The sequence below is a fragment of the Microbispora hainanensis genome (assembly GCF_036186745.1).
Lineage (GTDB): Bacteria > Actinomycetota > Actinomycetes > Streptosporangiales > Streptosporangiaceae > Microbispora.
Genome location: NZ_CP108086.1, coordinates 4941023 through 4958892, shown reverse-complemented (window position 1 = coordinate 4958892; position 17870 = coordinate 4941023). Strand labels below are relative to the sequence as shown.

17 protein-coding genes are annotated in these 17870 nt (G+C 73.2%); 8 read left to right on the top strand and 9 right to left on the bottom strand.

Going from position 1 to position 17870, the window contains the following annotated elements; genetic code table 11:
* Positions 1 to 55: 55 nt before the first annotated feature.
* Positions 56 to 913 (top strand): alpha/beta hydrolase, encoded by an 858-nt coding sequence (locus OHB01_RS23150; RefSeq protein WP_328853971.1) that lies wholly within the window; start codon positions 56 to 58, stop codon positions 911 to 913.
* 85 nt (positions 914 to 998) lie between these two features.
* Here the strand turns inward: OHB01_RS23150 and OHB01_RS23145 are convergent, their stop codons facing one another.
* Complete coding sequence (locus OHB01_RS23145) at positions 999 to 1757, bottom strand: hypothetical protein (RefSeq protein WP_142644849.1); 759 nt, start codon at positions 1755 to 1757, stop codon at positions 999 to 1001.
* 156 nt (positions 1758 to 1913) lie between these two features.
* A complete protein-coding gene (gene glnA / locus OHB01_RS23140) occupies positions 1914 to 3275 on the bottom strand; it encodes a type I glutamate--ammonia ligase (RefSeq protein WP_147942333.1) in 1362 nt (453 codons plus the stop codon).
* Between the two features lie 229 nt (positions 3276 to 3504).
* Between glnA and OHB01_RS23135 the strand changes: the two genes are divergently transcribed.
* Positions 3505 to 3642: a hypothetical protein gene (locus tag OHB01_RS23135; RefSeq protein WP_187280518.1), complete on the top strand. Its 138-nt coding sequence runs from the start codon at positions 3505 to 3507 to the stop codon at positions 3640 to 3642.
* A 30-nt stretch (positions 3643 to 3672) separates the two neighbouring features.
* Here the strand turns inward: OHB01_RS23135 and OHB01_RS23130 are convergent, their stop codons facing one another.
* Complete coding sequence (locus OHB01_RS23130) at positions 3673 to 4638, bottom strand: ArsR/SmtB family transcription factor (protein ID WP_142644848.1); 966 nt, start codon at positions 4636 to 4638, stop codon at positions 3673 to 3675.
* 73 nt (positions 4639 to 4711) lie between these two features.
* On the opposite strand from OHB01_RS23130, the gene OHB01_RS23125 reads away from it, so the two are divergent.
* The 4 genes from OHB01_RS23125 (at position 4712) to OHB01_RS23110 (ending at position 11394) form a co-directional block, all read left to right on the top strand.
* Positions 4712 to 5917, top strand: coding sequence for an MDR family MFS transporter (locus tag OHB01_RS23125; protein WP_221889843.1), 1206 nt, complete (start codon positions 4712 to 4714; stop codon positions 5915 to 5917).
* Positions 5918 to 6001: 84 nt separating this feature from the next.
* A complete protein-coding gene (locus tag OHB01_RS23120) occupies positions 6002 to 8023 on the top strand; it encodes a sensor histidine kinase (protein ID WP_147942253.1) in 2022 nt (673 codons plus the stop codon).
* Between the two features lie 81 nt (positions 8024 to 8104).
* Entirely contained in the window at positions 8105 to 9595 is a 1491-nt protein-coding gene (locus OHB01_RS23115; protein ID WP_142644846.1) for a BTAD domain-containing putative transcriptional regulator, read from the top strand.
* 50 nt (positions 9596 to 9645) lie between these two features.
* Positions 9646 to 11394, top strand: a complete 1749-nt coding sequence (locus tag OHB01_RS23110) for an NAD+ synthase (protein ID WP_142644845.1) — start codon at positions 9646 to 9648, stop codon at positions 11392 to 11394.
* On the opposite strand, the gene OHB01_RS23105 is transcribed toward OHB01_RS23110, so the two are convergent.
* The 5 genes from OHB01_RS23105 to OHB01_RS23085 all read right to left on the bottom strand — a co-directional run bounded on the left by OHB01_RS23105 (position 11391) and on the right by OHB01_RS23085 (position 15280).
* Positions 11391 to 12173 (bottom strand): ABC transporter permease, encoded by a 783-nt coding sequence (locus OHB01_RS23105; protein WP_328853970.1) that lies wholly within the window; start codon positions 12171 to 12173, stop codon positions 11391 to 11393. The two genes, OHB01_RS23110 and OHB01_RS23105, sit on opposite strands and share 4 nt — an antisense overlap.
* 83 nt (positions 12174 to 12256) lie before the next feature.
* Positions 12257 to 13612: a hypothetical protein gene (locus OHB01_RS23100; RefSeq protein ID WP_328853969.1), complete on the bottom strand. Its 1356-nt coding sequence runs from the start codon at positions 13610 to 13612 to the stop codon at positions 12257 to 12259.
* A complete protein-coding gene (locus tag OHB01_RS23095; protein ID WP_261985621.1) occupies positions 13609 to 13848 on the bottom strand; it encodes a hypothetical protein in 240 nt (79 codons plus the stop codon). The genes OHB01_RS23100 and OHB01_RS23095 overlap by 4 nt, the downstream gene beginning before the upstream one ends.
* Positions 13845 to 14795 (bottom strand): ABC transporter ATP-binding protein, encoded by a 951-nt coding sequence (locus tag OHB01_RS23090; RefSeq protein WP_328853968.1) that lies wholly within the window; start codon positions 14793 to 14795, stop codon positions 13845 to 13847. Before OHB01_RS23090 ends, OHB01_RS23095 begins: the two co-directional genes overlap by 4 nt.
* A gap of 110 nt (positions 14796 to 14905) precedes the next feature.
* Positions 14906 to 15280, bottom strand: a complete 375-nt coding sequence (locus tag OHB01_RS23085; protein WP_328853967.1) for a hypothetical protein — start codon at positions 15278 to 15280, stop codon at positions 14906 to 14908.
* A 90-nt stretch (positions 15281 to 15370) separates the two neighbouring features.
* Between OHB01_RS23085 and OHB01_RS23080 the strand changes: the two genes are divergently transcribed.
* Both OHB01_RS23080 and OHB01_RS23075 read left to right on the top strand, forming a co-directional pair.
* Positions 15371 to 16624 carry a sensor histidine kinase gene (locus OHB01_RS23080; protein ID WP_328853966.1) on the top strand — a complete coding sequence of 418 codons (1254 nt, stop codon included), beginning with the start codon at positions 15371 to 15373 and terminating at the stop codon, positions 16622 to 16624.
* Positions 16621 to 16914: a hypothetical protein gene (locus OHB01_RS23075; protein WP_328853965.1), complete on the top strand. Its 294-nt coding sequence runs from the start codon at positions 16621 to 16623 to the stop codon at positions 16912 to 16914. The genes OHB01_RS23080 and OHB01_RS23075 overlap by 4 nt, the downstream gene beginning before the upstream one ends.
* Before the next feature lie 330 nt (positions 16915 to 17244).
* On the opposite strand, the gene OHB01_RS23070 is transcribed toward OHB01_RS23075, so the two are convergent.
* On the bottom strand, positions 17245 to 17868 hold the full coding sequence (locus OHB01_RS23070; RefSeq protein WP_142644840.1) for a TetR/AcrR family transcriptional regulator: 624 nt from the start codon (positions 17866 to 17868) through the stop codon (positions 17245 to 17247).
* Positions 17869 to 17870: the final 2 nt, after the last annotated feature.

Below are 17870 nucleotides of genomic sequence, written 5' to 3'. Positions count from 1 at the left end.
AGACACATATCAGGACAGGCGATAGCGGACAGGGTCGTACCGTACAGTCCGCATCATGAACATCGATGAGGTCGCCGTCCCCGGCGGACGGCTGCGGATCGCCAGGTTCGGCGACGGTCCCCGCCTGATCATCGCGGCGCACGGCATCACCGCCTCCCTCATGGCGTGGCGGGCGGTCGCCGACGCGCTGCCACCCGGCTGGTCGCTGGTCGCCGTGGACCTGCGCGGGCGCGGCCACAGCGCCGATCTGCCCGGCCCGTACGGCCTGGACCGGCACGCCGAAGACCTGGAACGCGTCGCCGAGCACGTGGGCGCGGACGGCACGAGCGTGCTCACCGGGCACTCGATGGGCGCCTACGTCGCGGCGCTGCACGGCGCGCACCGGCGTTACGCCAAGGTCGTGCTCGTGGACGGCGGCCTGCCGCTGCCGCTGCCGCCCGGCGCCGACCCCGACGAGGTGCTGGAGGCGACGCTCGGCCCGGCCATCGCCCGGCTCTCCCAGACCTATCCGAGCGTGGACGCCTACCTCGGCTTCTTCCGCGCCCACCCCGCGCTCGCGAACGACTGGTCCCCGCTCATCGAGGAGTACGTCCGCTATGACGCCGCCGGGCCGGACGACGCCGTCCGCTCACGCGCCCGCGAGGACGCCGTACGGCAGGACGGCCGCTGGCTGCTCACCGAGCACGAGGCGATCGGGACGGCGCTGAAGGGCATCGAGCCGGCGCCGCTGCTGCTCCGCGCGCCGCGGGGGCTGCTGAACCAGGACGTCGGGATGCTCCCGGACGACCTGACCGAGCGGTGGACGGCCGAGCTGCCCGGCCTGCGCGACGAGGTCGTGCCGGACTGCAACCACTACACGATCCTGTTCGACCCCCGCTGCGCCGCGGTCGTCGCCGCCCGCCTCACGGAGTGAGCGCGGGCCCCTTCGCGCCCGGCGGCCCTGGACGAGCTCCACGGCCGCCCGGCGCCGGCCCTGCCCTGACCGGCGCAGGGCCGTGTCACTGGCGGGGCAGGATCCAGGTGGCCTTGGCGGCGGCGACGAGCGCGCCGTCCACCTCGTAGACCGCGCTCGTGCCGAACAGCTTGCGGCCGTCGCGGCCCTCCGCCCGGGCGACGACCGAGTATCGGCCCATCGGGTAGACCCGGCGGAACACCTGCCCGGTCAGCCGTCCGAGCAGCGGAGGCTCGATGGGCCGCCGGTCGGGGAAGCTGCGGTAGTGCGCCCACCCGGTGACGCAGTCGAGCGCCGCCCAGACGATCGAGTCGGGCACCACGCCCTGCTCGTCGGTCACGTTGAACGGCACCCGCCAGCCCGCGGCGACGAGCTCGCCGCCGTCGGCGGGGCTCTCGACCGGGCCGGGGAAGATCCGCAGCCCGTCGCCGGGCTCACGCAGCCCGCAGGCGAAGCAGCCCGCGATGGCGTGGCCGTGCCTGCCGGGGAAGCCCGCCTCCGCGCGGGCCGCGTCGGTGAACCGCACGAACGGCGGCGGCGTCAGCGTCTCGGCGACCGGGATCGCCTCCACGAGGTGGCTGTCGCCCTGGCTGAGCACGACGGCGTTGCCGACATGCTCGACGCACAGAGCGGTCTCCAGGGGGACCGGTCTGCGAAGGGTGACCTCCACCGGCGAGTCGTGACCGCGCCCGGTCAGCGTGCCGGCGAGGGTGCCCGCTATCCAGCCGCCGTTGGCGGTGCCCTCTGGTCCCCGGAAACGCTTCGGTACGGTCAGAACGGTCTGCAGCCCCGCAGCCGCCGTCATATGGCCACGTCCTCCCTGAGTCACGTCTTGATACGGCTCACCCGCAAAAGTCGTAACAAGTGAACCGATTTTACTGTTCCGGCGTACGGACCAGCCAAACAGACGGGAGTGTCAGGAAGATTTGCAGCCTGTAACGGCATGGTGACGCGATCCGCGTCAGAGCACGGGCAGGTAGCGGCCCAGCTCGAACTCGGTCACCTGGCGGCGGTAGTCCTGCCACTCCGCGCGCTTGTTGCGCAGGAAGTAGTCGAAGACGTGCTCGCCCAGCGTCTCGGCGACCAGCTCGCTGTGCTCCATCGCCGAGATCGCCTCGTCGAGCGACTGGGGCAGCGGCTGGATGCCGAGCGCCCGCCGCTCCGCGCTGGTCAGCGCCCACACGTCGTCCTCGGCCCCCGGCGGCATCTCGTACCCCTCCTCGATGCCCTTGAGCCCGGCGGCCAGGATGACGGCGAAGGCGAGGTAGGGGTTGCAGGAGGAGTCGACCGAGCGGAACTCGATGCGGGTCGAGCCGCCCTTGTGCGGCTTGTACATGGGCACGCGCACGAGCGCGGAGCGGTTGTTGTGCCCCCAGCAGATGTACGCGGGGGCCTCGCCGCCGGCCCCGGCGATCGCCTCGGCGCCGCCCCACAGCCGCTTGTAGGAGTTGACCCACTGGTTGCAGACGGCGGTGATCTCCGCGGCGTGCCGGAGCAGGCCGCCGATGAACGACCGGCCGATCTTGGAGAGCTGATAGTCGGCGCCGGGCTCGTAGAAGGCGTTGCGGTCGCCCTCGAACAGCGACATGTGGGTGTGCATGCCCGACCCGGGGAAGTCGGTGAACGGCTTGGGCATGAACGAGGCCCACACCCCCTGCTCCAGCGCCACCTCCTTCATGACCAGCCGGAACGTCATGATGTTGTCGGCCGTGGTCAGCGCGTCGGCGTAGCGGAGGTCGATCTCCTGCTGGCCCGGCGCGCCCTCGTGGTGGCTGAACTCCACCGAGATGCCCATCGACTCCAGCATCATGATCGCGTTGCGGCGGAAGTCGTGGCCCGCGCTGTGCGGCGTGTGGTCGAAGTAGCCGCCGTCGTCGATGGGCTCGGGCTTGTCGCCCTTCTCCGGCCGGTTGCGGAGCAGGAAGAACTCCACCTCGGGGTGGGTGTAGAACGTGAAGCCCATGTCGGCCGCCTTGGCCAGCGTCCGCTTGAGCACGAAGCGGGGGTCGGCGTGCGACGGCGAGCCGTCCGGCATCAGGATGTCGCAGAACATGCGGGCGGCGCCCGGCGACTCACTGCGCCACGGCAGGATCTGGAACGTCGCCGGGTCGGGCTTGGCCAGCATGTCCGACTCGTAGACCCGCGAGAAGCCCTCGATCGCCGAGCCGTCGAAGCCGATGCCCTCGGCGAAGGCGCCCTCCAGCTCGGCCGGCGCGATCGCCACCGACTTCAGGAAACCGAGCACGTCGGTGAACCACAGCCGGATGAACCGGATGTCTCGCTCTTCGAGCGTGCGGAGCACGAATTCCTGCTGGCGGTCCAAGGCGTACCTCACGGAGTCACAGGTCTGGTCTCGTACCAGTCTGCCTGGTGAGTGTTTCACAGGGGTTACGGGGGAGTGTGAGCCGTCGGTCCTGCGGCTCACCACTGGGCCCTGAACGGCGGCGGTCCCCGGGGGCCGCGGGCGGAGACGGTGACGAAGATCACACTGAACGAACCCGTCGGCCGGAGCGTCGATGCCGTTGATCCGGCGTTCCTGACGGCGCGAGGGCATGAACAGCGTCACCGCCGACGTCCGTCAACTCGTGTACGGCCTGCGTCCCCCGCGCTCGACGACCTCGGGCCGACGGGAGCCGTACGCGCCCTGGCGGAGGAGGCCCGCCTCGGCCTGGCCGCCGGCCCTGGAGTGATCGGCAGGAACCCGGGGTGGTTCAGGGTGATCAGGAGACGGCGGCGAGCGACTCGCCGACCGGGGTGCGCCGGTAGAGCACCTCGCGGCCGAGCCGCCGCCGCGCCACCAGGCCCGCGTCGGACAGCACGGCGAGGTGCTGGCTGACCGCGCCCGGCGTGAGGCCGAGCCGCCGGGCGAGCCCGCTGGTCGAGCCCGGCTCGGCCAGCGCGGTGAGCACCTGCGCCCGGGTGCGGCCGATGAGCGCGGCCAGCGCCTCGGGCGTGCAGGGGGGCGTGCCGTCCGTCCACAGCGTCCCGACGCCCCGGGCCGGGTAGCACAGCATCGGCAGGTAGGGCTCGTACATCACCCAGACGTCGGGCCAGGAGAAGGCGCTCGGCACGAGCACGAGGCCGTCCCCGCCGAGATCGCCCACGTAGTCGCAGTTCTTGGCGGCGACGAGCCGGTCGCCGTGCCAGGCGACGGTCGAGTGCAGGTCGGCGAACAGCTCGCGCACTCCCCCGGCCGCCAGCATGCGTGACCGCCACATGACGTCGCCCTCCAGCAGCGCGCGGATCCGCGGCCAGAACTCCTCGATGGCGACCGTCCAGTACGCCCGAAGCTGGTCGGCCACCCGCCGCACGCCCTCCGCCGGGTCGTCGGCGAACCGCCGCAGCGCCGCGGGATCGGACGTCTGCACCCAGACCATCTCCTCGTACGCCGTGGTGGGCGGCGTGGCGCGCACCCGCTCCAGCTCGGCGGCGAAGTCCGGCAGCGGGGTGTCGGGCGGCGGGGTGAGGAAGTCGGGCACGTAGCCGCGCACCGGGACCAGCGCGAACAGATCTGTGAGATCCACCTCACGCAGGCGCGGCCGTACGGCCCGCAGCCACGGCAGGTGCAGCGAGTGGCGGCCCGGAGCGCGCAGCACCCGGAGGCTGGCGACCAGCTCCCACATCGGAGAGAACGCGAACCGCAGCCGCGCCACGTCGTCCGGCGTGAACCGCCACTCCACCGGCATGATCGCCCCCCGATGTTTCAGCCAGGGCTAAAAGATTGGCACGGCGCGGCCCCGGTGTCCAAGGGTGGACGACGTGACCACAGTGATCAGCAGGACCGGCTTCATCCAGTCGAAGGTCGGGGGTTTGCCCCGGCCGTTCTGGGTGCTGTTCGGCGGAACGTTCGTGAACCGGCTCGGCACGATGGTGGAGCCGTTCATCGGCATCTACCTCACGCAGGCGCGCGGCGTCTCGCTCGCCACCACCGGGCTGGTCATGACCATGTTCGGCCTGGGGTCCCTGCTGTCGCAGCCGGTCGCCGGATGGCTGACCGACCGCCTCGGGCGCCGGATCACGCTGACGGGCGGCATGGTCGCCACGGCCGTCACCATGATCGTGCTCGGCTACACCACCAGCGTGCCGGGGCTCGTCGTGGGCATGCTGGTGCTGGGCATCGTGGTGGACGCCTACCGCCCGGCCTCGCAGGCGATCGTCGCCGACCTGGTGTCGCCGGAGGACCGGCCGAGGGCGTTCGGGCTGCTGTTCTGGGCCATCAACCTCGGCTTCTCGGTCGCCATGGTCGCGGGCGGCTGGCTCGCCCACTCGGGCTTCACCGTGCTGTTCTGGGTGGACGCCGTGACCTGCCTGATCTTCGGTCTCCTCGTGTGGCGGGCGATCCCGGAGACCCGCCCGGCCCGCGAGGACGCGCAGCCCGGCCGGTTCGCCGACGTGCTGCGCGACCGGCTGATGCTGGCCTTCGTCGTGGGCAACCTGGTGTATTCCCTGGTCTACCTGCAGGGCTACACCACGCTGCCGCTCGCCATGACCGGTCAGGGGCTGCCCACGAGCGCGTACGGCATGGCGATGGCGGTCAACGGCCTGCTGATCGTGGTCGTCCAGCCGCTCACCAACGCGTGGCTGGCCCGGTTCGACTCGTCCAGGGTGCTCGCGGCGGGGTTCGCGCTCGTCGGCGTCGGGTTCGCGGTGACCTCCCTGGCGTCGTCGGCGGCCGGGCACGCGGCGGCCGTGGCCGTCTGGACGCTCGGCGAAGTGCTCACGGCCGGGATCCCGGGGGCGATCGTCGCGGCGCTCGCGCCGCCCCACCTGCGCGGGCGCTACTCGGGCCTGTACGGCCTGTCCTGGTCGGCCGGCACCCTGCTCGCGCCCCTCGTGGGCACCCGGCTGCTGGCCGCCGCCCCCGGACTGGTGTGGCCGCTGTTCGGCGCCTTCGGCCTGCTCGCGGCGGTGGGCCAGCTCCTCATCGGCCGCGCCATACGCCGCCGATCCGCTCAAACGGCGTAAACCGGGCCGGATGGGAGACGCCGGCCCGCTCCTCTCGACTTTCCTGGTCGAACTGGATCGGGACAGGACATAATCCATCGCAGCATGGACGAGAACCCCCCTGCCCTTCCCGTGCGGGCGGCGGCCTGGGCGATGGCGGGCCTGGCGCTGGTCCTGACCCTCGCGGGGGTGCTGGTCCAGGTCCGGATCCCCGAGGAGTGGCAGCCGCACCCCCCGTTGACGCCGGACTTCGGCGTCGCGCTCACGTTCCCGCTCACGGGAGCGTTCCTGGTGTCCCAGCGGCCCCGGCTCAGCATGGCCTGGCTGATCTGGGCGGGCGGCCTGCTGGGTTCGGGCAACGTCGCCTTCACGGCGCTGATGTTCCACTGGGCCTCGCAGGGCGACATGGGGGCGGCCGTCGCGGCCCGGGCGGTCCAGGTGACCTGCTGGGCGGTGTCCGGCCTGCTGCTGGCGGTCATGGTTCCGCTCTACTCCCCCACCGGGACGCTCCCCTCCCGCGGCTGGCGCGTGGTCGTCGCCGCCGGCTCTGTCGCCACCGCAGCCGAGGTCGTCCTGAGCCTGCTGCGACCCGATCCCGATCCCGCCGGTTACCCCTGGCCGGCGGTGATCCATAACCCGCTGCAGGTCAGGGCACTCATCCCCTACTACGTCCCGGTGTGGGACGTCCTGCAGTACGTGATCCAGGCATGCGTGGTGGCGGCGCTGGCCTCGCTCGCGCTCCGGCTGCGGCGCGCCGACCCGGTGACGCGCCGGCAGATCGCCTGGCCGCTGTCCGTCTTCGCCGTGTACGTGGCGTTCTACCTGCTCGGCCCCGCGATGTGGCTGCCCGCGACGCTGTGGACGGCGCTCATCCCGTTCGCGATCCTCTTCGCGGCGCTGCGCTACCGGTTGTACGGCATCGACACGGTGATCAGCCGGACGTTCGTCGCCGCCGGGCTCCTGGGCGCGATCGGCGTCGTCTACTTCGTGGCCGGGGCGGTCTCCAGCCTGGTCGTGTCGGGATATCACCAGGTGGGCGGCCTCGTGGCGGCGCTGTTCGCCGGGGCGTTCTTCCAGCCGCTGCGCCGCGTCCTGCAGCGTGTGGTCGACCGTGCCCTCTACGGCAGGGTGGGCGATCCGGCGCTGCTCGCCGAACGGCTGACGCAGGAGGTGCGGCGGGCCGGCCCCGCCGACGCGCTGGCGTCGGTGGTGACGGTCGTGCGCGAGGGCCTGGCCGTGGAGGGCGTCGCCGTCGAGGTCGCCGGCGGCAGGCCGCGTTATGTCGAGAGCGGCCAGGCCGGGCCGTCGCCGCGCGAGGTGCCGCTCGTCTGGCACGGCGAGCCGGTCGGCCGGCTGCTCGTCGGCCCGCCGGGGGCACGGCGGTTCGCCGCCGCCCACGACGAGCGGGTGCTGTCCACGCTGCTCCCCTATGTGGCCGACGTCGCCCACGCCGTACGGATGGCCGCCGACCTCCAGCGCTCGCGCGAGCGCATCCTCGCCGCCCGCGAGGAGGAGCGGCGGCGGCTGCGCCGCGACCTGCACGACGGGCTCGGCCAGACGCTCGGGGCGATGGCGATGACGATCAACATGGCCCGCCACAGCCTGGAACGGTCCCCTGAGACGGCCGACGCCCTGCTGCACGACCTGCGGGTCGGCATGGACGCGGTGGCCGGCGACATCCGCGAGCTCGTGTACGGCCTGCGGCCGCCGGCCCTCGACGACCTGGGGCTTGAGGGAGCCGTACGCGCACTGGCCGAGGAGACGCTGCCCGCCGGGACGGACGGCGTCGAGGACATCGCGGTGCGGGTGGACGGCGACCTCGCGGGGCTGCCCGCCGCCGTGGAGGTCGCGGTCTATCGCATCGTGCAGGAGGCGCTCAACAACGTGCGCCGTCATGCACGGGCCACCCGCGCGGAGGTGGTCGTCACGCGTCACCCGGCCGGGGGCGGCGGCGAGCTGCGGGTGACGGTCGCCGACGACGGCGTCGGCCCGCCCGCCCGGCCGCGCGCGGGAGTCGGCATGTCCTCGATGCGCGAGCGCGCCGCCGAGCTGGGCGGAAACTGCGTGGTCACCGCCGCCGAGACCGGCGGCACGGTCGTCGAGGCCCGGTTCCCGCTCACCGCCTGAGCACCAGCAGCCGGCCTCGCGACCCAACCGAGAGCCGCTCGGCGCGACCGTGATCGCCACTGCCTCTACGCTTACCGTGCGATGGTGACTTTTCGTGCCCTTGGACCGTTCGAAGCGGTTTCCGGCGGCGAGACGCTCGACCTGGGCGGCCAGCGGCAACAGGCCGTGCTCGCCCGGCTGATCGTGGCCGCAGGACGCGCCGTGCCGGTGAGCGTGCTGATCGACGAGCTGTGGCCCGGCGAGCCGCCCGCCCAGGCGCTGTCCACGATCCAGGGGTACGTCTCCCGGCTGCGGCGGGCGCTCGAACCGGACCGCGCACCGCGCGAGGAGGCGGGCGTCCTGGTGTCGGCCCCGCCCGGCTACGCGCTGCGGGCGGCCGTCGAGGACGTGGACTGCTGGCACTTCGAGCACCTGGTCAAGAGCGACCACGAAGGCCCGGCCGCGACGTTGCAGCGGATGGAGGCGGCCCTCGCCCTGTGGCGCGGGCCCGCGCTCGCCGGGTTCCAGGAGCTGATCTGGGCGCAGACCGAGGCCACGCGGCTCGACGAGCTTCGCCTGCTCGCCGTGGAGCGCCGCGCGGACGCCGCCCTGCGGCTGGGCCGTACGGGCCCGATGATCCCCGACCTGGAGGCGCATGCGTCGGCGCATCCGCTGCGGGAGGAGGCCTGGCGGCTGCTGGCCCTCGCGCTCTACCGTGCCGGGCGGCAGGGCGACGCGCTCGGCGCGCTGCGCCGGGCCCGGGTGGCGCTGCGCGACGAGCTCGGGCTCGACCTCGGCCCGGCCCTGCAGCGGCTGGAGCAGGACATCCTCGTCCAGGCGGCGCATCTGGACGCCCCCGGTCCGGCCGCGGACGCGCCGCCGGACGGGCCGTCCGCGCCGTCCGTGCCGGTGGGGGCGTCGGGTGCGGCCTCCGGCCCGGCGGCCCTGCGGGTGCTGATCGCCGACGACCAGGCGCTGGTGCGCACCGGTCTCAAGGTGATCCTCGACAGCGAGCCGGGGCTCGACCTCGTCGGCGAGGCGGAGAACGGCGAGCAGGCGATCGCGCTCGTCCGGTCGGTGCGGCCCGACGTGGTGCTCATGGACATCCAGATGCCGCGCCTGGACGGCCTGGCGGCGGCCCGGCGGATCCTCGCGGCGGAGGCGCCGCCAAAGGTGATCATGATGACCACCTTCGGCACCGACGAGAACCTCTACGCGGCGCTGCGGGCCGGGGTGAGCGGCTTCGTCCTGAAGACCTCGCCGCCCGAGCAGCTCATCGCGGCGGTCCGGGCGGCCGTGGCGGGCGACGCGCTGCTCGACCCGGCGGTCACCACGCACCTCATCGCGGCGTTCGCGGGGCGGCGCGACCCGGCGGCGCCGGAAGGGCTGTCCGACTCCGACATCGACCTGATCAAGCTCGTCGCCCGGGGCTTCACCAACCGGCAGATCGCAATGACGCTGGCCGTGCCGGAGCAGGAGGTCGCCGACGAGGTCACCACGCTGCTGCGTGGCCTCGGCCTGGTCGACCGCGCCCAGCTCGTGGTCCTCGCGTACGAAAGAGGGCTGGTCAGCCCCGGCTCGCGCGACGCCTGACCCTTATCGTCGCTTTGACGACAACAAATCGGACACTTTAGGGTGGGACCGTGGCTCAACTGCGTATCGCTCTCGCCCAGACCAATCCGGTCGTCGGTGACATCGCCGGCAACGCCGACATGCTCGTCGAGTGGACCCGCAGGGCCGCCGGGCGCGGCGCTCACCTCGTGGTGTTCCCCGAGATGTTCCTGACCGGCTATCCCGCCGAGGATCTGGTGCTCCGCTCGTCGTTCGTGGAGGCGTCGATCACTGCGCTGTCGAAGACGGCGACGCGGCTCGCCGACGAGGGGCTCGGCGATCTCCCCGTCGTGGTTGGCTACCTCGACCGGGCCGACCTCGCCCCGCGCGTGGGCCAGCCCAAGGGCGCCCCGCTCGACGCGGTCGCCCTGCTCCACGAGGGCCGGGTGGTGACGAAGTCGGCCAAGCACCACCTGCCGAACTACGGGGTGTTCGACGAGTATCGCTACTTCGTGCGCGGCGACCGCCTGCCGATCTTCCGCCTGCACGGCGTGGACGTCGCCGTGGCCGTGTGCGAGGACCTGTGGCAGGACGGCGGTCCCGTGTCGGTGGTCGCCGAGGCCGGCGCCGGCCTGCTCGTCGTCCCCAACGGCTCGCCGTACGAGACGAACAAGGACGACGTGCGGCTGGAGCTGTGCGCGCGGCGGGCCCGCGAGGCGGGCTGCGCGCTCGCGTACGTGAACATGGTCGGCGGGCAGGACGAGCTGGTCTTCGACGGCGACTCGCTCGTCGTGGACGCCTCCGGGGAGCTGGTCGCCCGCGCGCCGCAGTTCGAGGAGGACCTGTTCGTCACCGACCTGGAGCTTCCGGAGGGCACGGGCGAGCCCGGCGAGTCGCGCCACGACGCGCACGACGGCACGGTCATCACGGTCGAGCGGGTGCTGCTGTCGGCCGCCCCGGTCGAGCCGTACGAGCCGGAGACGCCGGTCGTCGCCGAGCGGCTGGACGACCTGGCCGAGATCTACCAGGCGCTGGTGCTCGGCGTGCGCGACTACGTGCGCAAGAACGGCTTCCGCTCGGTCATCCTCGGCCTGTCCGGCGGCATCGACTCCGCCCTCGTCGCCACGATCGCCGCCGACGCGATCGGGCCCGAGCGGGTGCACGTGGTGCTGATGCCCTCGCGCTACTCCTCGGACCACTCGATCACCGACGCGGAGGAGCTGGTGCGCCGCCAGGGGGTCCACTCCCAGATGGTGCCGATCGCCGACATCGTCGCGGCGTTCGAGAAGGAGATCGAGCTGCACGGCCTGGCGGCCGAGAACCTCCAGGCCCGCGTGCGCGGCATGCTGCTGATGAGCCTGTCGAACGAGCACGGTCACCTGGTGCTGACCACCGGCAACAAGAGCGAGCTGGCCACCGGCTACTCCACCCTGTACGGCGACTCGGCGGGCGGGTTCGCCCCGATCAAGGACGTGCTCAAGAGCGTCGTCTGGAAGCTCGCGGAGTGGCGCAACGCCCAGCCGGGGCGGCCTCCGATCCCGGAGAACTCGATCACCAAGGAGCCGAGCGCCGAGCTGCGGCCCGACCAGCGCGACACCGACTCGCTCCCGCCGTACGACGTGCTCGACCGGCTGCTGCGCGACTACGTGGAAGGGGACATGGGCCGCGACGAGCTGGTCGCGGCCGGTCACGATCCCGAGCTGGTCACGAAGATCATCCGCCTGGTCGACCAGGCCGAATACAAGCGCCGTCAGTACCCGCCGGGCCCGAAGATCACGCCCAAGAACTTCGGCCGCGACCGCCGCCTGCCCATCACCACCCGCTGGCGCGAGCGCCTCTAAGTCCGCACGTCACGCGTGCGGACCAGCAGCCAGGCGCCGAGCAGCGCGGCGGCGGCCCAGGCGGCCGTCACGCCGAGGCCCTCCCATGGGCCGAGCGGAAGGTCGTCCAGGCGCGTGGTCGTCTGGACCGCGAGCCCGGCGTTCGCCGGCGTGGCCTGCCAGAGCAGCCGCCGCCGGCCCGGGTCGGCGACCATGTGCGCGATGAGCGGCAGCACGTACAGCAGGCCGCACACCACGCCTGCCGCGGTCGCGGAGTCCCGAACGGCGGTGGCGACGCCGAGGCTGAGCAGGGCGATCAGCGCGAGGTAGAGCGCCGTGCCCGCCGCCGCCCGCAGCGTCGGGCCGTCGGCCAGGGACGGCGGCGGGTGACCGCTGGCGGCCGTGAACCCGTTGCCCGGCAGGATGAGCCGTGCCGCCAGCACGGACGCGAGCACCGCGACCGTCCCGGCGGCCAGTGTCAGGCCGGTGAGGACGGCGGCCTTCGCGGCCAGGACCCGGCCCCGGCGTGGCATCGCCGCGAACGTCGTCGCGATCATGCCGGTGCCGTACTCGCCGGTGACCGCGAACACGGCCAGGACGGCCACGGCCGCCTGGCCCGCCTGGATTCCGGCGAGGCCGAGCCGGGGGACGTCCTGGTCGCAGCCCGCCGCCGGGCAGGACACGGTCGCGGCCACGGCGGCGCTCGCGGCGGCGGTGAGCCCGACGACGGCGGCCGTCAGCCACGCCGCGCCCGATGTGGTGCGCGTCTTGGTCCACTCCGCGCGAAGCTCGCGTCTCACGCGTCCTCCTTGCTCACGTGTCGCTTTTGCTCACGTGTCGCCTTTTGCTCACGTCTCGGCCCTGCTCACGTGCCGGCCCCTGCTCATGCGTCGGCCCGGCTCATGCGTACGGCGGCCAGGACGACGGCGAGCGCGGCGTAGCCGCAGAGCACGGCGAGCGCGGCGTAGCCGCAGAGCACGGCGAGCCCGGCGAGGGGCGGCAGCGGATAGTAGCCGCCCTGGGGGCTGTAGTAGCCGAGCACCTGCGCGTACTCCGGCACGCTCTGCTGCACCGCGAACCCGGCCGCCGGAGTGAGCCGCAGCAGCCACCGCGCCACGCCCAGGGGCAGGACGGAGGCGGTCGCGAGAATGTGGGGCACCACGACGAGCCCGACCACCGCGGCGACCGCCGCCGCACCGCGCCGCGCCAGGGCGCCGCAGGCGAGGGCGAGGATCGCGACGGCGGCCGTCAGCGCCCCGACACCGGCCACGACCCGCAGCTCGGTTAACGTGCTCGCCGGGAGGACGGCGTTGCCGTTCGCCTGGAGGATGCGCGCGCCGAGGGGAACGGTGAGGGCGGCGGTGGTCAGGCCGGCGGCGAAGGCCACCGCGCCGATGACCACGGTCTTGGCGGCGAACGCCCGGCCCCGCCGTGGCGCGGCCAGCAGGGTGGTGCGGAACAGGCCCCGCCGGTGTTCCGCGGTGACGAACAGCACCGCCACCACGATCACCGCGACCAGCCCGGCGACCAGGCCGGAGAGCGTGCTCTCGATCCGCATGCCGTCCGTGCTCGGTGCGACGTCGCCGACCCCGGTGATCGCGAACGTGCCGCCCGACTCGGTGAAGCGGCCCGGGTGATGGGGCGTGCTGCCGTCGGGCTCGTACGTCACGCCGACGTCCTCGTGGCTCCACGTGCCGCCCGCCCGGCCCTCCACCCGGACCTGGTCGAAGACGGCGGTCGCCTCGGTGAACCGGACCTGGACGGAGGCGCCGCCCAGATTCCCTCTGCTCACCGTCAGGTCTCCCGTGGAGGCGACGAACATCCCGGCCTCCACCGTGGCCGGCAGCCGGGCCGGGCGGGCCGTGCCGACCACCGTCCACCGCCTGCCGTCCACGGACTCGTAGCCGGTCAGGGTGCCGCCGGACCGGGTCAGCCGCAGCCAGCGCGGCGACCCCGGCGAGACGCCGCCGGGCCCGCCCGCGACGTCCTCGGTGAAGTCGTGCTGCATCCGCACGCCGTGCCGGGCGGTGACCATGACCGCGGCGTACGACGCGCCCTCCCGGACGCCGTCCTTGACCATGATCCCGGCCTTCGCCCACGGCACGACTCCGGCCACGACGTTGCGCACCCCGGGGGTGGCGTCGGGGAGCCGGATCCGCCCGGTCATGGAGTCGACCCGCACGATGATCGAGCCGTCCCCGTCCAGCCGGCGGTGCACGAAGAAGAATCGGTCGCTCACCGCCTCGCCACCCGGCCCGGTCGTGAGCGTGCAGGCGGTCTCGACATCGCCCATGCCGCAGGAGGCGTGGTGCCCGCCGCGGACATCAGCCCCAGGGCCACAACGAGCGCCACGCCGACGGCCATGCCGGCCACCCAACCGCGTACGGTCCTGAACTTGGTCCACTCGGCGCGCACCAGGTGCCGGAAGCCGTCGCGCCCGTTCGTCTCCATGACTGTCGTGGGGTCCGTCATCATGTCGCCGTCCCGTCCCGGGGGGTCGTGGCTCGGGGGGTCGTGGCGCGGAACTCGACCGCGTCCCGGGTCAGCTCCATGTACGCCTCCTCCAGCGACGCGCGATGCGCGGCGACCTCGGAGAACGGCACGCCGTTCGCGCCGAGCAGGGCGACGATCCGCTCCGCCTCCAGCCCGGAGACGGTGAGCGTGTCGCGGTCCTGGACGGCCACCCTGGCGCCAGCGCGGGCCAGCACTTCCATCGCCTCCGGACGCGCGGTCGTCCGCAGCGTGACCCGCCCGTCGGAGGCGGCGGCGACCATGTCGGCGACGCTCATGTCCGCCACCACCCGCCCCCGGCCCGCGACCACGAGGTGGTCGGCCAAGTCCTGCATCTCGCTCATCAGATGGCTGGACGCCAGCACCGCGCGTCCCTCGGCGGCCAGGGACCGCAGCAGGGTGCGGATCCACACGATGCCCTCCGGGTCGAGGCCGTTGACCGGCTCGTCCAGCATGAGGACGGGCGGATCCCCGAGCAGCGCGGCGGCGATGCCGAGACGCTGCCGCATGCCGAGCGAGAACCCGCCCGCCCTGCGCCGCGCCACCGCCCCCAGCCCGACCTGCTCGACCACCTCGTCGACCCGCCGCGCGCCCAGCCCCTGGGAGTGGGCCAGCCACAGCAGGTGGTTGCGTGCCGTACGGGAAGGCTGCAGGGCGGCGGCGTCCAGCAGGGCGCCGACCTGGCACAGGGGGGCCCGCAGGCTCCGATAGGGCCGGCCGCCGACCAGCGCGGATCCCTCGTCGACCGTGTCGAGCCCGAGGATCACCCGCATCGTGGTGGACTTGCCCGCGCCGTTGGGCCCGACGAAACCGGTGACCCGGCCCGGCAGCACCGTGAAGGACATCCCGTCCAGCGCCACGGTGCGGCCGTAGCGCTTACGCAGTCCGATTACTTCGATGGCCGCTCGCATGCCCGGCAGGCTAGGCGGTGGCGGGAACGCGCGGCGTCACGGCGGGGAGCGATCTCCGCCCTCCGAGCGCAAGGCGGGGTGTCTCCCTTCCGCGTCTCCTTCTTCCGCGCCTATGTCGTCGGCACTACGTACGCGCCCGCCGCGCTGGGTGTGTTCGCTGCCCTGCTCGCGCTGGCCGAGGCGGTCGCGCACGCCCGCGGCGCGACGCCGCTCTCGTTCGGACCCGCCGCGACTACACCACCCCTGTTCGGGCACGGCTCGACCGCACCGGTGGGCATGGGCGCGAGCACTCCGGGCACCCCGGCGGGCCCGAGCACGGTGGTCGTGGCGCTCACCGGCCCGGGGGCCGATCCCGGCGGGGCCGCGCTGCGTCTGGTCGCGTTCGGCCTGCTCGCCCTGGCCACCACGGTGCCGGTCGTGTTCCTGCGGACCCGGCCGACGGCCGCCGCCCTGGTCGTCGGCGCGGCGGGCGTGCTGTCGTTCACGGCCTTCCGGACGCTCACTGTCGCCGCGCGGCCGTCGTGGTGGTCTGCCTCCACCGGCTCGGTGTCACCGGAGCGCGGCGGCTTGGCCTCTTGCTCGCCGCGCCGTACGTCGTGGCGGCGTTGCTCGGCCTGCCCGCCTGGACCCTGCCCCGAGGCGTGGCGATGCTCGTTCCCGTGGAGGGCGAAACGCGCGTCCTCGTCCTGCTCCTTGCGTGCATCGCCCCGGCTGCGACCTTGGCCGGAGTCGCCCGGCGGGCCACCGATGAGGCCGCGGACAACCGGGCCGCCCGGCAGGTCATCGCCGGCACCCTCCTGGAGCACACCGCACGGGGCGAGCGGGCGCGCATCGCCCGGGAGCTGCACGACGTGGTCGCCCACCACATCTCCATGGTCGCCGTACAGGCGGAGACGGCCCGGGTAGCCGTGCCGGGCATGCCGTCCGCCGGGGCGGAGCGGCTGCGGGCGATCGGCGACACCGCCCGCTCGGCGCTGACCGAGATGCGGCGCCTGCTGGGCGTGCTGCGTGAGGACGACCGGGAACGGGCGGCGGATCTGCGCCCGCAGCCCGGCCTGCGGCTGACCGAGCTGAACGCGCTGCTCGACGAGGCGCGCGACGCCTCGGGAACCGCCGTGCGCCTCGTTCTCAGCGGCTCCCCCGCCGTGCTCGATCCCGGCGTCGAACTCGCCGCTTACCGCATCATCCAGGAGGCGCTCACCAACGCCCGGCGGCATGCGCCGGGCGCCGCCGTGGACGTGGAACTGCACTACACCCGCGACGCTCTGCGGCTGCGCGTACGGGACAACGGCCCAGGCATTCCGTTCTCCTCGGGCACGGCGACCGGCACCGGCGGGTCCGACGGCCTGGGCGTGCCGGGCGGCGCCGTGATGCCCGGTGCAGCCGTCCCGTCCGGAGACGCGCGCGTGCCCGATGGCATGGCCGGTCACGGATTCGCCGAACACGAATCGGCTACTCGCGGACCGGCTGGTCGCGTACTCGCCGGGCAAGAATCGGCCGGTCATGAATCAGCTGGTCACACCTTCGCCGGTCATGGATTGGCCGATCACGAATCCGCCCGATATGAGGCGGCCCGGCACGGATTGACCGAACACGAATCGGCTGCTCGCGGATCGGCCGGCCACGGATTGACCGGGATGCGGGAACGGGCCGCCGCCGTTGGTGGCGAACTGTGCATCGGCTCCGCGGCCGGCGGCGGTTTCGTCGTGGAGGCGTGTCTCCCTCGGCTTCCGGATGCCGATGATTTCCAGGCCTCCGGTGCTGCCGACGGTCCTGACCGCTGGTGGGGCCCTGCCGCACCCGCCGGCTCTGCGGGAGGATGTCCGTGACCGGCGGGACGCCGATCCGTGTCGTGGTGGCCGACGACCATCTGGTCGTCCGCACCGGCTTCGCCGAACTGCTGGGCAGCCAGCCGGACTTCGCCGTGGTCGCGACCGCGCCCGACGGGGCGCAGGCCGTCCGGATGTGCCGGGAACTGCGCCCCGACGGCGTCGTCGGCAGACAGCCGCCCGCCCTCGCGTCCATTTCCCGCCAGTGGTACCCGGCATCCCATGAGGATGCCCAGCGCGACGCACCCGTTCGATGCGCCGCTCCGCGCTCGCTTCGTCGCGCCGCTTAGCGCTCGCGTCGGTCACGCCGCTCCGTGCGCCGCTCAGCGCTCGGCTCCGCACACCGGTCGAGGCACCGTTCCGCGCTCGGTTCCGTCGCGCCGCTCGATACGCGGCTCTGTGCGCCGTTCGATGCGCCGTTCGATGCGCCGTTTCGTGCGTGGCGTATCACGAGGACGGCGGTGCACGACGGTGACCGGGGCGGTCCGTACGGCCGTCTGCCGTACGGACCGGGGTCATGGCTCGGAGGCGAGGGGCCGCATCACGGCCCGGGGCTCGGGAGCCGGGTCACAGCTCGGGGGTCGAGGGACGAGGTTACAGCTCGGGGGTGGAAAGACGGGTCACTGCTCGGAGTTGCGAGGGCGGAAGCCCTTGAGCGCCTCGTCGACGATCCGCTCGGGGAGGCTGGCATCGGGCTGGTCCGAGTGAGACCACTTCGTGGACCAGATCATGGCCCCGCTGAGCAGTGCCAGCGCCATGTCGATGTCGAGGTCCGCACGCAGCTCCCCGGTCTCCATCCCACGCCGCAGAACCGCCGTCACGACCGCCCTGCGCGGCTCCACGGCAAGCTCGCGGAACCGCTCCGCCAGCCGGGGATGCCGCTCTGAGTCGCTCATGGCGATGTTCATGATGCAGCGCGTGCGATGGTGCAGGGACTCCTCCTGGATCACCCGGAGGTAGGTCACCAGGTCGTCTCGCACGGTTCCGCCCTGCGGCAGCGGGATCGGCCGCTTGAGCGTCGCCAGCGCGTCCACCACCAGGTCTTCCTTGTTGGACCACCTGCGGTAGATCGTGGTCTTCCCGACACCGGCGCGGCCGGCGATCGACTCGATGGACAGCTCCGACACACCGATGCCCTCGCCGAGCAGTTCGAGGGTGGCCTCGATGATCGACCGTTCCGCCTTCTCGCTGCGCGGGCGGCCCGCCGGGCGGGCCACCCCCTCAGCCGTCTGCTGCGTCTTCATGA

What these genes read in the sequence shown, in the direction of transcription:
- OHB01_RS23150 (WP_328853971.1), top strand. Translation starts at nt 56, where the DNA reads ATGAACATCGATGAGGTCGCCGTCCCCGGCGGACGGCTGCGGATCGCC.
- OHB01_RS23145 (WP_142644849.1), bottom strand. Translation starts at nt 1,757, where the DNA reads ATGACGGCGGCTGCGGGGCTGCAGACCGTTCTGACCGTACCGAAGCGT.
- OHB01_RS23135 (WP_187280518.1), top strand. Translation starts at nt 3,505, where the DNA reads ATGAACAGCGTCACCGCCGACGTCCGTCAACTCGTGTACGGCCTGCGT.
- OHB01_RS23130 (WP_142644848.1), bottom strand. Translation starts at nt 4,638, where the DNA reads ATGCCGGTGGAGTGGCGGTTCACGCCGGACGACGTGGCGCGGCTGCGG.
- OHB01_RS23120 (WP_147942253.1), top strand. Translation starts at nt 6,002, where the DNA reads ATGGACGAGAACCCCCCTGCCCTTCCCGTGCGGGCGGCGGCCTGGGCG.
- OHB01_RS23115 (WP_142644846.1), top strand. Translation starts at nt 8,105, where the DNA reads ATGGTGACTTTTCGTGCCCTTGGACCGTTCGAAGCGGTTTCCGGCGGC.
- OHB01_RS23095 (WP_261985621.1), bottom strand. Translation starts at nt 13,848, where the DNA reads ATGATGACGGACCCCACGACAGTCATGGAGACGAACGGGCGCGACGGC.
- OHB01_RS23090 (WP_328853968.1), bottom strand. Translation starts at nt 14,795, where the DNA reads ATGCGAGCGGCCATCGAAGTAATCGGACTGCGTAAGCGCTACGGCCGC.
- OHB01_RS23070 (WP_142644840.1), bottom strand. Translation starts at nt 17,868, where the DNA reads ATGAAGACGCAGCAGACGGCTGAGGGGGTGGCCCGCCCGGCGGGCCGC.